General features: G+C 51.0%; 11 protein-coding genes and 1 other RNA gene. 7 read left to right on the plus strand and 5 right to left on the minus strand.

What is annotated here, in order from left to right; all coding sequences use genetic code 11:
* Positions 1-7: 7 nt before the first annotated feature.
* From smpB to tsaD, 3 genes are read right to left on the minus strand one after another with little or no spacing between them, the layout of a single operon-like run.
* Complete coding sequence (gene smpB / locus KK083_RS03015) at positions 8-469, minus strand: SsrA-binding protein SmpB (RefSeq protein ID WP_254160554.1); 462 nt, start codon at positions 467-469, stop codon at positions 8-10.
* A 36-nt stretch (positions 470-505) separates the two neighbouring features.
* Positions 506-901: a thioesterase family protein gene (locus KK083_RS03020; RefSeq protein ID WP_254160556.1), complete on the minus strand. Its 396-nt coding sequence runs from the start codon at positions 899-901 to the stop codon at positions 506-508.
* A 26-nt stretch (positions 902-927) separates the two neighbouring features.
* The gene (gene tsaD / locus KK083_RS03025; protein ID WP_254160558.1) at positions 928-1932 is read right to left on the minus strand and encodes a tRNA (adenosine(37)-N6)-threonylcarbamoyltransferase complex transferase subunit TsaD; all 1005 of its coding nucleotides are present in this window, start codon (positions 1930-1932) and stop codon (positions 928-930) included.
* A 9-nt stretch (positions 1933-1941) separates the two neighbouring features.
* Here tsaD and KK083_RS03030 point away from each other — a divergent pair, with 9 nt between their 5' ends.
* The 5 genes from KK083_RS03030 to KK083_RS03050 all read left to right on the plus strand — a co-directional run bounded on the left by KK083_RS03030 (position 1942) and on the right by KK083_RS03050 (position 9657).
* Entirely contained in the window at positions 1942-6552 is a 4611-nt protein-coding gene (locus KK083_RS03030) for a translocation/assembly module TamB domain-containing protein (RefSeq protein WP_254160560.1), read from the plus strand.
* Between the two features lie 19 nt (positions 6553-6571).
* Positions 6572-7426: a DUF2279 domain-containing protein gene (locus KK083_RS03035; protein ID WP_254160562.1), complete on the plus strand. Its 855-nt coding sequence runs from the start codon at positions 6572-6574 to the stop codon at positions 7424-7426.
* A 72-nt stretch (positions 7427-7498) separates the two neighbouring features.
* Positions 7499-7897 (plus strand): hypothetical protein, encoded by a 399-nt coding sequence (locus KK083_RS03040; protein WP_254160564.1) that lies wholly within the window; start codon positions 7499-7501, stop codon positions 7895-7897.
* A gap of 128 nt (positions 7898-8025) precedes the next feature.
* Positions 8026-8434, plus strand: an RNA gene (gene rnpB, locus KK083_RS03045) — RNase P RNA component class A.
* 71 nt (positions 8435-8505) lie between these two features.
* A complete protein-coding gene (locus KK083_RS03050; RefSeq protein WP_254160566.1) occupies positions 8506-9657 on the plus strand; it encodes a sigma-54-dependent transcriptional regulator in 1152 nt (383 codons plus the stop codon).
* A 266-nt stretch (positions 9658-9923) separates the two neighbouring features.
* Here the strand turns inward: KK083_RS03050 and KK083_RS03055 are convergent, their stop codons facing one another.
* Positions 9924-10913 (minus strand): acyl transferase, encoded by a 990-nt coding sequence (locus KK083_RS03055; RefSeq protein WP_254160568.1) that lies wholly within the window; start codon positions 10911-10913, stop codon positions 9924-9926.
* Positions 10914-10947: 34 nt separating this feature from the next.
* Here KK083_RS03055 and KK083_RS03060 point away from each other — a divergent pair, with 34 nt between their 5' ends.
* Together KK083_RS03060 and KK083_RS03065 are read left to right on the plus strand one after the other, a co-directional pair.
* Complete coding sequence (locus KK083_RS03060; RefSeq protein WP_254160570.1) at positions 10948-11847, plus strand: hypothetical protein; 900 nt, start codon at positions 10948-10950, stop codon at positions 11845-11847.
* A 154-nt stretch (positions 11848-12001) separates the two neighbouring features.
* On the plus strand, positions 12002-12922 hold the full coding sequence (locus KK083_RS03065) for a hypothetical protein (protein ID WP_254160580.1): 921 nt from the start codon (positions 12002-12004) through the stop codon (positions 12920-12922).
* Positions 12923-12989: 67 nt separating this feature from the next.
* Here KK083_RS03065 and KK083_RS03070 read toward each other — a convergent pair whose 3' ends face one another.
* Entirely contained in the window at positions 12990-15404 is a 2415-nt protein-coding gene (locus KK083_RS03070) for an alpha-ketoacid dehydrogenase subunit alpha/beta (protein ID WP_254160582.1), read from the minus strand.
* Positions 15405-15673: the final 269 nt, after the last annotated feature.

The following is a 15673-nucleotide window of genomic DNA, read 5'->3' on the forward strand; positions in this document are numbered from 1 at the left end:
CCTGGTGTTAAAACTTCATTTTATCAAGCTCGCGTTTGGCTTCGCGCTCTTTGATGCTGTTGCGTTTATCGTGCAGTTTCTTGCCACGTCCTACCGCTATTTCCATTTTTGCGAAACCGCGATCGTTGATGAACAACCTTACGGGTACCAGCGTCAGTCCTTTCTCCTCGATCTTGCCTTCCATTTTTCTGATCTCGGATCTTTTCAGAAGCAGCTTGCGCTCGCGCGTGGCCTCATGGTTGTAATGTGTGCCCTGTGCATAAGGTGTTATGTTCACCCCTTTCACAAACATCTCTCCGTTGTTGATGTAACAATAACCATCCTGCAGGTTCACCTTGCCCTCGCGTATCGACTTGATCTCCGTGCCCGTGAGCACGATGCCCGCCACATATTTATCCAGCAGCTCATACTCAAACCCCGCCTGGCGGTTCCGGATGTTGATGTTATTTGAAAATCGTTCTTTGCTCATCTCTTAATTGCTCCTGACCTGTTACGGTGGATTCCATTAACGGGATACAGGGTTAAACAGTTTTTCGATCTTTTCCTTTTTCAGGATCTTCTGCCCCGTTCTTCCCGTGGCGATCAACCGCGTGCCTACATGCGCATCGCAGCTGCAGATCAGCTCATGGCCGCTGAGTTGTTCTATTCTGCCCGTAAATATAATTTCTTCGCCGACAAAAGCCGGACTTTTATGTTCGATGCTGATGTACGTGCCCACCCCTTCTTCGTCGGCGTCGCGTAGGTCGATCACGAATTGGCGGGTTGTCCATTCCATCTCACGAGCCAGTGTAAAGGTGGAGCATACCGGATGCACCACTTCACCATGAAACGCTGCAACATCGCTGGTCTGCACCACTTTGCGGTATTGCTTGACATCGCCAGCCTTGAAGATATCTTTCATGGATATAACACCGTTTAACAGACAGATCAGACCGGCATTCTTGCCAGGGGTGTAACCTCTAATGTACAGAAATCTTTTTTCAGAAATTTAAAGTGTGCGGCCATGGCGATCATGGCGGCGTTATCGGTGCAGTATTCGAACCTGGGGATGAAGACACTCCATCCTCGTTTTTCACCCAATTCTTGTAAACTTTTCCGAAGCCCCGAATTGGCCGATACGCCGCCAGCAATGGCAATGTTTTTGATAGAGGTCTGCGCACTGGCCTGTTCCAGCCTGGTCAGCAGCATAAACACGAGGTGATGCTGCAGGCTGGCGCAGATATCAGCGAGGTTTTGTTTGATGAAATCAGGGTTTGTCTTCACGGCGTCGCGCAGAAAATACAGGAACGCTGTTTTGATGCCACTGAACGAAAAGTCCAGGCCCGGCATGGAGGTCTGTGAGAACCTGAATGCCCTGGGGTTTCCCTGCTGTGCGTACTTGTCGATCAGTGGTCCACCGGGATAAGGAAGGTCCATGATCTTGGCAGCTTTGTCGAAGGCTTCCCCCACGGCGTCGTCCTGGGTCTGGCCGATCACTTCCATGGTGTAGGGATCGGTGACCTTCACGATCTGGGTGTGGCCACCGCTTACGGTGAGGCAGAGGAATGGAAACCCGGGTTTAGGATCTTCGATGAAGTGTGCCAGCACGTGGGCCTGCATGTGGTTCACTTCGATGAGTGGGATGTCGAGGGCCAGGGCCATACCCTTGGCAAACGATACGCCCACCAGCAACGATCCGATGAGACCAGGCCCGCGGGTGAACGCTATGGCATCGAGGTCGGTAGACTGGACCCCGGCTTCCTGCATGGCCTGGTCTACCACCATCACAATATTTTGCTGATGTGCACGGCTCGCCAGCTCAGGCACCACACCACCGTATTTTTGGTGAACTGCCTGTGAGGCAATAATATTATTGAGTACCTTGCCGTTTCTGATCACAGAGGCGGAAGTCTCATCGCATGATGACTCAATGGCAAGGATGACGGGACGCATGAGTTAAAAATGAACCGGCAAGTTATTAAAAATAGGATTCGGAAAATATCTGCCTATACCATCACGGGACTGGTGTTTCTGGTCATATCCGCTTTTCTGACGCTCCAGATCCCAGCCGTGCAGGATGCCCTGATCGACAAATACCTGGGCAGCTTCTCCCGGATCACCGGATTTACCTCCACCATCAAGAATTTCAGGCTTTTGTGGTTCGACCGGCTCGAGCTGGAAGAAGTCACTGTTTTTGACCCCGCCGGCAACCAGATGATCGCCGCCCAAAAGATCGTCATTAACTTCAGGCTCACCCAGCTCCTGCAGCAACAAGATGTGAACATCGACGGTGTTTACCTCGAAAATGCCCACGTGCTCTTCACCAAGATCCCCGAAGGGAGCGATACTTCGCAGAACCTGAACATCAATGTTTTTGTAAACCGCATCAACGAACATTTCGCATCCCAATCAACCACCCCGGGCCGGAGCCCAAGGATCAACATCGGCGAGACCGTGCTGAACAAAAGCCTCTTCAGCTACGTGGACCAATTCCGCGATTCCATCAAAACCGGATTCAACTACAATCAGTTCACCCTGGATATCGACGAAAGCCAGCTCCAGAACTTCCTGATCCTGGGCGACACCATTCAGTTCAACGTGACCACCATGCTGGCAACCGACCAGCAGAGCAAACTTGCCCTGAAGGAGCTTTCCACCTTCTTCCTGATCTCGCAGCAGCGGATGGAATTTACCGACCTCAAGCTGAAGGCCAATAACAGCATCATCACCGATTCGATCATCTTCACCTTCAACGGACAGGGCGAGCTCAGCGACTTCATCGACAAAGTAAACATCCATGCCCGGCTCGAGAACACCATCCTTCAGCCGGAAGACCTCGCGCTCTTTGCACCGGAGGCCGCCAGGATGACGCAGCCCATCACGCTCAATGGCATCTTCAACGGCCGGGTGAACAACTTCAAGTTCACAGACATGGAAGTGGCCGCCGGCAATACAGTGCTGCGCGGATCGCTTGACATGGAAGGCCTGCCCGACCTGAGCGAAACCTTTATTATCCTCGACCTGAAAAATTCAAGGCTCGAGTTCAACGACCTGGGCTTTGCCATCAACCGCGATTTTATGAGCCGGCTTACCCCCATCGGCCGTGTTTCGCTCGACGGGCAGTTCCTGGGCTACCCCAACGACTTTGTTGCCAAGGGCAATTTCTCCGGCAACCTGGGCAATATCACCTCCGATATCAACTTTAAGGTGAACGAAAAAGACTTCGACAGGTCTGTTTACAGCGGCGCGCTGGCACTCAAGGATTTCGACCTGGGGTTATACTTGAAAGACACCACCAATTTTCAGAAGGTAAACCTCGATGGCAAGGTGAAGGGGTCTGGCCTCACGCTTCAGACCGCCGATTTCACCCTCAACGGAAAGGTCAGGTCCATCGGCATCCGCGGCTATGATTACACCAACATCGAAACCAACGCCCGGTTTGCTTCGGAGCTCTTCAACGGCTTTTTTAAGATAGACGATCCAAACCTGCAGTTCTCCGCTAAGGGTTCTGTTGACCTGAGAAAAGGCGCCGACATCATTAAGGTGCAGGCACAAGTTGACACGGCGTACCTCCATAAGCTTCACTTTACCGACCACAACGTATTTCTGCACTCCCGGCTCGATATCAATACCAAAGGGCTTGACATCGACAGCCTCATGGGAACAGCCGACCTACAGGATTTCACCATTCATTATGACGACCAGCGACTCACACTGTCAAACATTCACCTGGCAGCCGACAAAAACAAGGCGCAGCGGTCGATCAACATTCAATCAACGCTGATAGATGCCGAAGCCCACGGCGATTTTCTGCTGTCAGACATTTCGAAAGACGTTCAAAAGCTGGTTCAGGAAATCATGCTGAACATCAAGAACGATAAGCAGGCCATCAACGAATATTACAGAACGAAGAACTACAGGCCGAAGTCGTATCAGGCGGTATTCACGGTAAACCTGAAACACGTGGCGCCGCTTATAGACCTGATGAAGGCAGACCTGTTCGTTTCAGATAAAACAAAGATCGAAGGCAAGTTCACCAGCGGCTACACCACCATTCTGCAGGCATACTCCTCCATCGATTCGCTGGGTTACAACAAAACACTTTTCCTGAATACCGAAGCTGAATTAACGGCTTCGAAGATCGCCGACAGTACCAGCGTGCTGGCCATGGCCTTTGTCAATTCCGAGCGGCAGCTGCTCAGCAAAAACCTGAAGACGAAGAACTTCATCGCGGAAGCGATCTGGAACAAGAACCACATCGACTTCGGTCTCGATGCCGACCAGGAAGAGCAGACCAACTACGTGCGCTTGAAGGGCGCGGTGGACTTTCTGAAAGACAGCACGCAGATCCGCATGCTGCCCTCCACCATCAACCTGCTGGAAAAAAGATGGAACATCGATCCGAACAACCTGATCTCCCTCTACAAGAAGAACATCGGTGTGAAAGACCTGCGTTTCAGACACGAGCAGGAGTCTGTGCTGTTCAACGGCATGATCTCGGAAAACCCTGAAGAGAAACTGTCGCTGCAGGTGAGCAACCTCGACCTCTCCATCCTCACCCCTATCACCGGAAGGGAGATCTCCGGAAGGCTTGAAGCGCTGTTCGACCTCACCAACTACTATAAGGATCCCTACGTTCAGAACGATGTGCGCATCGACAGCCTGACCATCGATAAGTTCCTGATCGGCGACATTACGGGTAAGAACCAGTGGGATACGCTGGAGCACAAGTTCCTCATCAACTTTTTTATAGACCGCAACGAAAGCCGTATCGTCAACGTGAACGGTTTTTATAACCCGTCATACGAATCGAGTCCGCTCGACATCACAGCCAGACTCGAAAAAGCGAACCTGAAGATCATCGAACCTTTCTTCGACGAGATCTTCTCCAACCTCGGCGGCACCATCACCGGCGATTACCGTATCTCCGGCCGTATAGAATCTCCCGCCCTTCTCGGGGAAGGCACTGTATCAGACGGGCAGATCATGGTGAACTACCTGAAAACGCTCTATCAGTTCACGGGTATTGTAGGCCTTTCTCCCAACTCCATTTACTTCAAGGACATCGAGATGCTCGACGTGCTGCGCAACAAGGCGAAGCTCAATGGCACCATCACCCACCAGGATTTCAAAAGCACCCGGCTCAACATCGATGTGGCTTTCAGGAATTTCCAGGTGCTGAACACTACCCTGAAAGACAACAGCCTTTTCTATGGGCAGGGATACGCCACGGGCGGGCTGGAGATCATCGGGCCCGTATCCAATCTAAAATTCGTTGCCAACGCGCGTACCGACAAGAACACCCGGATCGCCATTCCCATCGGCGGTGTGTCAGAAGTGGAGAAAAAAGAATTCATCAAGTTTGTCAACTTCTCAGACACCACCTTCCAGCGCAACCTTACCAAGAATGTATCGTCGAAGCTCGACCTGACGGGCATCACGTTCGATTTCAACCTCGACGTAACACCCGATGCTCTTTGCGAGATCATCTTCGACCTGAAAGCAGGCGATATCATCTATGGCCGCGGCAATGGCGAGATCCAGCTGCAGCTCGATACCAAAGGGGAGTTCAACATGTTCGGTCCGTTCGAGTTCACGGAAGGGCGATACAACTTTACACTCTACGACATCATCAACAAAGAATTCGAGATCAAAAAGGGAAGCCGCATTACATGGTACGGAGATGCTTACAAGGGTAACCTGGACATCGCCGCTTCGTATAACCAGCTTGCGCTTTTCGGGCCGATCCTCACCAACCAGAATCTTCAGAACGCTCCACAGCTCCGGCGGAAATATCCGGTGCAGGTACTGCTGAATGTGACAGGGCCGATGCTTTCGTCAGAGATCAAATTCGATATTGTGGCAAGAGATCTGCCCCCGAGCCTGATCGTTGAGGGCGAAACACAGCCGGTACGACTCGATTTCGAATTCCAGGCTTTCAAGAACAAGCTTGACGAACAGGAATTGAAACGCCAGGTGTTCAGCCTCATCATGCTCAGAAGGTTCTCGCCCCCGGAATCGTTCAACACCAGCGGCACCGATGTGATCAACAGTGTGAGCGAGCTCTTCTCGAACCAGCTGAGCAACTTCATCAGCCAGATGGATGAGAACCTCGAGATCGATGTCGATTTCAGCCGGATGAACGAAGAGCAGTTCAATACCTTCCAGTTGCGTGTGTCCTATTCGTTCCTCAACGGCAGGCTACGCGTAACCCGCGACGGCACCTACTACAGCAACCAGGGCAACAGCAACAGCCAGAACACCCAGAATCTCAACAGCATCGCCGGCGACTGGACCGTAGACTACCTGCTGACGGCCGATGGCAAGCTCAGGGTAAAAATGTATAACCGCACCAACATCAACCCGCTGCTCAACAGCATGGGCACGGCCAACTCCGTGACTACAGGCGTGAGCCTTACGCACACCCAAAGCTTCAATGAGCTGAAAGATTTATGGCGCACGGCCCGCAGCAGAAGACAGAAGGAAGAAGAGAAAGAAAAAGAGAAAGACGACAACGCGGGCAGCAATAACAACAAAGAAGCCACCAAGGAAGACGACGATGGCGGCGAATAAGCAACGAAACGTTCTTCATGTGCTCCTCTTCCTGCTGCTGCCGCTTTCCACCCTGGCACAGCAACGCGATACGCTGCAGATCAACAGAAAAAGATTCAACACCTTCATCATCGGCTCCGCCACCGGCTACGGCCTTACCATGGCCGGTCTTTACCACCTCTGGTACAGTGATTCAAAGCAGCAATCGTTCAGGTTCTTCAATGATAACGCCGAATGGAAACAGGTTGACAAGCTGGGACATTTCTATTCTGCATTCTATTTCAGCTATGGCACTGCCGCGGCGCTGAAGTGGAGCAACGTTCCCGCGCAAAAGGCAGACCTGTGGGGCGCAGTTACCGGTTTTCTTGTGCTGGTGCCCGTTGAGGTCTTCGATGGTTTTTCAGATGCCTATGGCGCCTCTACCGGCGATCTTGTGGCAGACGCAGCAGGATCTGCTTTCTTCCTTGGGCAACAACGCCTGTGGAATGAGGTGAGGATCGTTCCCAAATTCTCATTCCGGCGCACAGGTTATGCGGCGCTGCGCCCGGAAGTGCTGGGTGACAGTCGCACCAGTGAGATATTGAAAGATTACAACGGACAGACCTACTGGCTTTCGGCCGATATGGATAAATTCATTCGTTTTCCGCGATGGCTTAACCTCGCCGCGGGATACGGCGCACAGGGCATGGTGTACGCCAGGGACGACCAGAACGCGGCATCGGGCTATGATGCCTATCGTCAGTATTACCTTTCCATTGACCTCGACCTGACCGCCATCAGAACCCGATCAAAGGTGCTGAAAACACTCATTTTTATTGCCAGCACCATCAAGATCCCGGCACCTGCTGTTGAATTTTCCCGCAAAGGAGTGGCTTTTCATGCCCTCCAGTTCTAAAATAATTACCCGGGCATCCCCCACTTCCCCTGGGTTTTGATTAACTTCCATGAACAAAAAACCAATCTGCCCATGAATTTGATCAATACTGTTAAACAATACGCCGACCAGATCGGTGGACAATTTACCGACTATGATCACACCAAATCGGTGATCGTGGTGCCGCTTGATGCCAGCCGGTTCCAGACTGTGCTGGCCATTTCACAGAAGAGCCCTGTTTCAGGCCGCGACCAGGCGATCTTCACGTCCAAGGTTTGCGAATTCAGCCCGGGCCTTGACCTGAAGATGCTGATGGAGCAGAATGGCAACTTCGACTACAGCAAGTTTGTGGTGGAAGACGGCTATTTAAAAGTGGAGGCCTCCTGCCTTTCATCTTCGGCTTCGGAGGTGCAGGTGAAGGAAATGATTCAGGAGGTGGCACAGCTCGCTGACCATTACGAATACAAGCTCACCGGCCAGGACGTGCATTAATGGTAATCGGTATTCGGTGACCGGTAATCGGTAGGGCGTCCCTACCGGAAGACTGAATTGACCGATCACTGATTACTGATCACCGATTACCTGATTACTGATTTACCGATTTTCGTATTTTTGTGAGGAAAGCAAGTTGCCTCATCGCCTCGTCTCAGCCGGGATGGGGAGGAAAGTCCGGGCAACACAGAGCATCGTACTTCCTAACGGGAAGGGCCTCTGTTTAGGCGGAGGAACAGAAAGTGCCACAGAAAACAAACTACCTGTGCTGACTTGTCAGGACGGGAAAAGGTGAAAAGGTGAGGTAAGAGCTCACCGGTTCCGCGGCGACGCGGGGCGCAGGGTAAACCTTACGCGTTGAAAGATCAAATAAGCCCCGGGCATGAAGCTGCTCGTTTTCTTATTCTGCTTCGGCAGGATAACCGGGGTGGGTAGATTGCTTGATCCTGATCGTGAGACCAGGACCAGATAAATGATGAGGACCCTCTCGGCTCAACCGAGGAGGAACAGAACCCGGCTTACAGACTTGCTTTTCTTTTTACAAACCTTCCAGGTTTTTGAAACGTGGAAGGTTTCTTTATTTTACGCCTTCATTTATCCTCCAGATCATGTCAAAAATATTGCTCATAGAAGACGACTCCAAGATCCGCGCCATCCTTAAGGAGATCTTGCAAGATAAGCAGCACGAAGTAGATGAAGCTGGCGACGGGGCGGAAGGTTTTAAGAAGCTGGAGCAGGGAAGCTACGACCTTTGCATCTGCGATATCAAAATGCCGAAAATGGACGGACTGGAAGTGCTGGACAAGGCAAAAGAAGCAGGCATCAGCACCAACTTTGTGATCATCTCGGCGCATGGCAATATAGACATCGCCGTGGAGGCCGTGAAAAAGGGAGCTTTCGATTTCCTGCAAAAGCCTTTTGACCTGGGCCGGCTCGAGATCACCCTGCGCAATGCCCTTGACAAAACATCGCTGATCCGGGAAACGAAGAACCTGAAGAAAAAAATATCGCGCAAGTTCGAAATGGTGGGCGAATCAGAACCTGGGATGGAGATGCGTCAAATGATCGACAAAGTGGCCCCTACGGATGCGCGTGTGCTGATCATCGGCCCCAATGGATCGGGAAAGGAGCTGGTGGCCAAATCGCTGCATGAGAACAGCAAAAGGGCCAACGGTCCCATGGTGGAGGTGAACTGCGCTGCCATTCCTTCAGAGCTCATTGAAAGCGAGCTGTTCGGACATGAGAAAGGATCTTTCACTTCGGCCATTAAACAACGCATCGGCAAATTCGAATTAGCGGAAGGCGGCACCCTCTTCCTGGATGAGATCGGAGACATGAGCCTGTCGGCACAAGCCAAAGTGCTCAGGGCTTTACAGGAAAGCAGGATCACCAGGGTTGGTGGTGACAAGGAAATTACGGTGAATGTGCGGGTAGTGGCGGCAACCAATAAAGACCTGCGGAAAGAGATCGCGGAAAACCGCTTCAGAGAAGATCTGTATCACAGGTTGAGCGTGATCGTGATCAAAGTGCCCGCGCTCAACGAACGGAAAGATGACATTTCATTGCTCACGGACAAATTCCTGAACGACATCGCCGAAGAATACGGCGCAAAGAAGAAAGCCATCAATGCCAAAGCGATCGATGCGCTGAAGGCTCACGATTGGACAGGCAATATCCGGGAGCTGAGAAATGTTGTTGAGCGTCTGGTGATCATGAGTGGCGAGGAGATATCGCCACAGGACGTAGAGAAATACCTCTGAAAATCAGAAAGCTTAAGATCAGATCCTGTTTTCAGCGGTTTGCTTCTTCGGTGCCTCTTTCTTGCTGTAAGTAGGGCAAGTGTACTGGCTGCAAGCGCTTAAAAAAGCGACCAGAGCGATAAAAGCAACGATCTTTTTCATTTTATCAGGATTGGTTAGTTTGGCTAGTGTTTCAACAAAAATAAAATACTTTATCTACAAAACAAACTGGCCGGAAATTACCGTCGTCCGTCCTTTGATTTGGCTGTTCAACTAATCCTTTTTCACTATCCAGCCAGCAGATTACAGCCTCTGATATCGCTGTTATCCATTCTTCCCAGCACTTCAAACGATCCATCATCAGAAACCTTGCCAAGATCTTCTGTCTCAATAAAGGCCACAGAATGCCAGTTAGCGAGGTCTACAACATTAATCCCGGCAGTTTCATTTTGTAACCCTTTTTCAAGGGGGTCTGAAAGATCACGCCCGATAATTTTTTTCCAGGGGGAACAGTAAAACCGGTCGTGACCTTTGGAATACGATTGCGAAAGCAATTCGGTCATACCGTATTCCGAATATACTTTGGGCACGTTCAGGCCTTGCTTCAGCACCTCGTGAAGCTCCTGCCGCGTGATCTCTTTGCGGCGTCCTTTCATTCCCCCGGTCTCAAAAACGATACAATGGCTCAGATCGGGCCTGATGGTCTCGGCCAGGTCGAGCAGGGCGAACGTAACGCCCCAAAGAATGGTCTTCCTTCCCGTATTTTTCAGTTTTTCAAGATCCGAGAGCAACTCGGGGATATTGTTCAGGTAAAATCCCGAATGCGGCGACCCGCTCTGGCGGATGAAAAAATCGATCATGGCCACCAGCGAAGAATTGTCTCTTTCAAGGTATGAGGGCAACAGCGCCAGGAAGTGGTAATCGCGGATGTCACCGAAAAAGTGCTCGAAACATTTCACGGAATGCTTCCGGTAGAATTGCAGGTCTTTGATATGGTGGGTGCTGGTGGTTGCCCCGGCGGTACCGCTGCTGGCAAACAAGGTCTCCGTATTCCAGCTGCCCGTTTTCACCGCATGATGTTTAAAAAACGAGATCGGCAGATAAGGAATGGACTGCAGGGAATGAATTTTATCGGCTTGTAACCCCAGGTGTGTTATGAAACGCTTGTAGATATCATTGTTGCGGGCCTGAAAACGGAACAGGTCCAGCGCAATATCCTCAAATGAGCTATCGTTTACCGAATATAGCCGTGACTCAAAATTTTTAAAAGTATCCAACCGTTGCGTATTTAAGCAGTCTAAGTAACTGAATATGAGTATAGTAAAGGGTTTAGCGTTTGTTGTTGTCACCATCATCCTTGGATCGTGCTTTGATCCGCCACGCTACCCCGCTGCTCCCCAAATCACTTTTAACAGGATCGAATACGTTGACGGCTTATTCCCCGAACGCGATTCGCTCATCCTGTACCTGGATTTCAAAGACGGAGACGGTGACCTGGGCCTCGACGCCGGCAATGAGAAGTACAGGAGCTTTCCCTTTAACGACGCTTCCTTCTTCCTGGGAAACAAAGGCCAGCTCACTTCCGTGAACACTTACTCGCTGTCCACCCAGATGCAGGATATCATCGATATACCCAATCCAAATCAGGGCAAATTAGTTTTTCCGAGAACAGCAAAAAAAGCGGATTTCGGTTATTTACCATCCTACGATTTTCCGTTCACCTGTACCGTATATAATTTCCGGAGGATCCTCATTGAAGATGAAGACCTCAACGTGCTCAGAAGCGAGGCTGATCCCGCCCAATTTGATCCCGCGCTCAGGTTTACCGATACCGTCAGCTATCTGGGAAGAACGTTTTATGAGATCGAGGATACCCTTTACTTCAAGGTGAACCCTGATCACTACAACATAGAAGTCGATTTCCTTGTTAAAGATCCGCGGCATGCGAACGCTGATGCGGAGGGGTTCGTTGAGTATGACTGGAGAGTGGATGGCTGCGACCGGCGTAATAACGTGGGTCAGACCTACGACGCACGCTTCACCGTGCTGTCTGACCGCAACGGTCCCCTGGAAGGAACACTGCGCTACGTGATGAACTCGCTTGCGTTCACGGAAACCTTCACTACCAGTACGCTTAAGCTCCGGGTTCAGATCAAAGACCGGGCGCTGAATAAGAGTAATATAATCGAAACCTCAGAGTTCAGGCTATAAACAAGTAGAGGCACCATTGTTGCAGGTATGAAAATGGAGCCGTCAGGAACGATATCCTCCAGGAAAGCTGTTGTTTACCGCGTATATTTGTAACTCAAAACTTTTAAAAGTATCCAACGGTTACGTAATTTAAGCAGTCTAAGTATACATGAGCATGAAGATAGTAAAGGGTCTAGCGTTTTTTGTTGGCATCGTCGTCTTTGGATCGTGCTTCGACCCGCCGCAATATCCCGTTGTACCTGAAATCGATTTTGAGAAGATCGAATATGTTGATGGTCCTTTCCCCGATCGCGATTCGCTCATATTATACCTGAATTTCAAAGACGGAGATGGTGACCTGGGGCTGGACGCCAGCAATCCTGAATACAGAAGCTTTCCTTATAACGATGCCTTCTTCTTCCTGGGAAACAACGGCCAGCTCACGCCCGTGAACACCTACTCGCTGTCGATCCAGATGCAGGACATCATCGATATCCCCAATCCAAACCAGGGCAAACTGGTTTTTCCGAGAACAAGAAAAAAAGCTGGGTTCTCCACCGTTTTACCGCCCTACAATTTTCCTTACACCTGCACGGTATATAACTTCAGGAAGATCCTCATTGAAGGTGAAGACCTCAATGTGCTGAGGAGCACCACTGACCCTACCAAGTTCGATCCGCTCATCAAGTTCACCGATACCATCAGCTTTTTGGGCAAAAGATTTTATGAGATCGAAGACACGCTTTATTTCAATGTGAACCCCGATCATTACAACATCGAAGTTGACTTTCTGGTGAAGGATCCACAAAATCCAAAAGCCGACGCCAGCGGGTTTGCCGAATACGACTGGAGAACGGACGGCTGTGATCTGCGCAATAACGTTGGCCAGACCTATGATGCACGCTTCACCCTGTTGTCTGACCGCACCGGGCCGCTGGAGGGAACACTCCGCTATACCATGAACTCCCTTGACTTCACGTCTATCTTCTCCACCAGGGTGTTAAAACTGAGGGTGCAGATCAAGGACCAGGCGCTGAACAAAAGTAACGTGATCGAAACCCCGGAGTTCGAGCTTTCCAGGATCAGGAAGAAGTAAGTTTAAAGTTTAAGATTTAAAGTTTAAAGTCGGGGTTATGCTCCGACTTTTGCCTTTCAGTGCTCCTTCAATAAAGCGACGGGTATTTTTCCGGGTCGCAGTCGCGCATCAGGGTGTATACTTCTTCGAACACATCTTCTGCGCTGGGTTTGGTGAAGTAGTCGCCATCAGAAGCATAGGCGGGCCGGTGCTCTTTGGCGGCGATGGTCAGCGGTTTGGCGTCGAGATAGCGGTAAGCATCCTGCACTTCCAGCACCTGCTGCATCATGAATGAAGTAGTGCCTCCCGGCACATCCTCATCCGCAAACACAACACGACTGGTTTTCTTCACCGACTCAACGATGCGGTGATGGATATCGAACGGCAGCAAGGTTTGCACATCGATCACTTCGCACGACACGCCGGCATTCTCCAGCGCCTCCGCGGCTTCCATCACAATGCGGCACATCGAGCCATACGTTACGATGGTCACATCCGATCCTTCTTTCAGTATTTCAGGCACACCCAGTGGAAGGGTGAATTCGCCGATGTTATCAGGAAGCTTTTCTTTGAGCCGGTAGCCGTTCAGGCATTCTATGATCAGGGCCGGATCATCCGACTTCAGCATGGTGTTGTAGAATCCTGCAGCCTGGGTCATGTTACGCGGCACCAGCACATAGATGCCCCGAAGGCTGTGCAGTATCATGCCTATGGGCGAGCCTGCGTGCCAGACGCCTTCGAGACGATGGCCGCGCGTTCTGATGATCAGCGGAGCTTTCTGCCCTCCCTTGGTGCGGTAGTGCAGGCATGCGAGATCGTCAGACAGTGTCTGAAGCGCATAAATGAAATAGTCGAGATACTGGATCTCTGCAATGGGTCTCAATCCGCGCAAAGCAAGGCCGATGCCCTGCCCGATAATCGTGCACTCACGGATACCGGTATCGGTAACGCGCAGGTCTCCGTATTTCTGCTGAAGCCCGGCAAATCCCTGGTTCACGTCTCCGATCTTGCCCACGTCTTCGCCGAAGGCCAGCACCCGCTGATCGCGTGCGAGCGCCGCATCAAAGCACATCTGCAATACCTCACGGCCATCAACAATAGAAGAGGTCTCTGAATAGACAGGATCTATCTGTTCTACCTTCAATGCCGATTCGTCGGATTCGCTGTAGAGGTGTGAGCTGTAGCGGCTGTGGTTGTCGATCTCTGCCTTCTCTATCCAACGAATGAGTGCCGCACGTGACTCGAGCTGCTCTTCATAGCGCAGCACCCGCAACGCTTTCTTCGCTGCCTTCATCGTATCGAGGCGGGTGGGATTGATCGACTTGATCAGCTCGATGCGGATCTCTTCGATCTCTGAAGCGCGGGCACTCTCCTTCTCTGCTTGCTCCAGGATCTGTGTTACTGCGTGCTGATCTTTTTTGATATCTTCCGTAAAAGCTTTCCACGCACGGTCGCGCGCCTGCTTGGCCGATTGTTTCGCTTCTTTTTCTACCTGGTCTACTTCTTCGGGCAGCACCATCACTTCGTCAATGATCCATTCGCGCATCTTGCGGATGCAGTCGTGCGCCGCCTCCCATGCAAGCCGCTCTTTGGATTTGTAACGTTCATGCGAGCCTGAAGTGGAGTGGCCCTGGGGTTGTGTCATCTCTTCCACGTGCATGAGCACCGGCACATGCTCTTCGCGGCAGATCTTCTCGGCACGCTGGTAGGCTTCGATCAGGCCGGCGTAGTCCCAACCCCTGACGGTGATGATCTCGAAACCTTTTTCGGTTTTGGTACGCTGCAGCCCGGCGAGCGCCTTTGAGATGCTCGCTTTGGTAGTGTGGTATTCCGCCGGAACAGAGATGCCGTAGCCATCGTCCCACACGGAAGTAAGCATAGGCACTTGTAACACTCCTGCTGCATTGATGGCTTCAAAGAACATTCCCTCTGACGTGGAGGCGTTGCCGATGGTACCGAAAGCGATCTCATTTCCATTCAGCGAAAGGCCGGTGTATTGTTTCAGCGCGGGATTGTTCCTGAATAATTTCGAAGCATAGGCCAGTCCCAGCAGCCTGGGCATCTGCCCTGCCGTGGGAGAAATATCTGCGCTGCTGTTCTTCAGTGATGTCAGGTTCTTCAGATGGCCGTGCTCATCGAGCATGCGTGTAGCGTAGTGCCCGTTCATGAGGCGGCCTGCGGAGGCGGGGTCTGCTTCAACATCGGTATGCGCATATAACTGGGCGAAGTACTGCTGCACGGTGAGCTCACCGATAGCGAACATGAAGGTCTGATCGCGGTAGTATCCTGAACGGAAATCTCCCTCGCGAAAAACCTTCGCCATGGCTATCTGCGCTACTTCTTTTCCATCGCCAAAAATGCCAAACTTCGCTTTGCCCATGAAAACTTCCTTTCGGCCAATGATGCTGGCTTCACGGCTTTCCACGGCGAGGCGATAGTCGGCAAGGATTTCCTTGACCTTTGCCTGCGAAAATTTGATCTTAACTTCTTTTGTTATACTCAATGTCTCTCAAGTTGAAGTGAACACCTGTTAGGTTCAAAAATAGCCATTACCGTTTACGTTTCAAAAAACCGCGTGCCTGCGCGCACACTTTAATTCAAGCTTGTGCGATGCTGCGGGAATGAAATGTGATTCGGCAAAGCTAAAAATCTGACAGAATAATCAACTGTGTTTTTAAGTTCATCAAAATTTAAAAGAGATACAATGCTTTAAATGAATAGTTTATTCTGCGAGCAACAGCTTGCAAAAAAGATTATAAATGCCCTGTATAG

The sequence above is a fragment of the Chryseosolibacter histidinae genome (assembly GCF_018598225.1).
Classification (GTDB): Bacteria; Bacteroidota; Bacteroidia; order Cytophagales; family Cyclobacteriaceae; genus Chryseosolibacter; species Chryseosolibacter histidini.

What these genes read in the sequence shown, in the direction of transcription:
- tsaD (WP_254160558.1), bottom strand. Translation starts at nt 1,932, where the DNA reads ATGCGTCCCGTCATCCTTGCCATTGAGTCATCATGCGATGAGACTTCC.
- KK083_RS03050 (WP_254160566.1), top strand. Translation starts at nt 8,506, where the DNA reads ATGTCAAAAATATTGCTCATAGAAGACGACTCCAAGATCCGCGCCATC.
- smpB (WP_254160554.1), bottom strand. Translation starts at nt 469, where the DNA reads ATGAGCAAAGAACGATTTTCAAATAACATCAACATCCGGAACCGCCAG.
- KK083_RS03060 (WP_254160570.1), top strand. Translation starts at nt 10,948, where the DNA reads ATGAGTATAGTAAAGGGTTTAGCGTTTGTTGTTGTCACCATCATCCTT.
- KK083_RS03020 (WP_254160556.1), bottom strand. Translation starts at nt 901, where the DNA reads ATGAAAGATATCTTCAAGGCTGGCGATGTCAAGCAATACCGCAAAGTG.
- KK083_RS03065 (WP_254160580.1), top strand. Translation starts at nt 12,002, where the DNA reads ATGAAGATAGTAAAGGGTCTAGCGTTTTTTGTTGGCATCGTCGTCTTT.
- KK083_RS03030 (WP_254160560.1), top strand. Translation starts at nt 1,942, where the DNA reads ATGAACCGGCAAGTTATTAAAAATAGGATTCGGAAAATATCTGCCTAT.
- KK083_RS03040 (WP_254160564.1), top strand. Translation starts at nt 7,499, where the DNA reads ATGAATTTGATCAATACTGTTAAACAATACGCCGACCAGATCGGTGGA.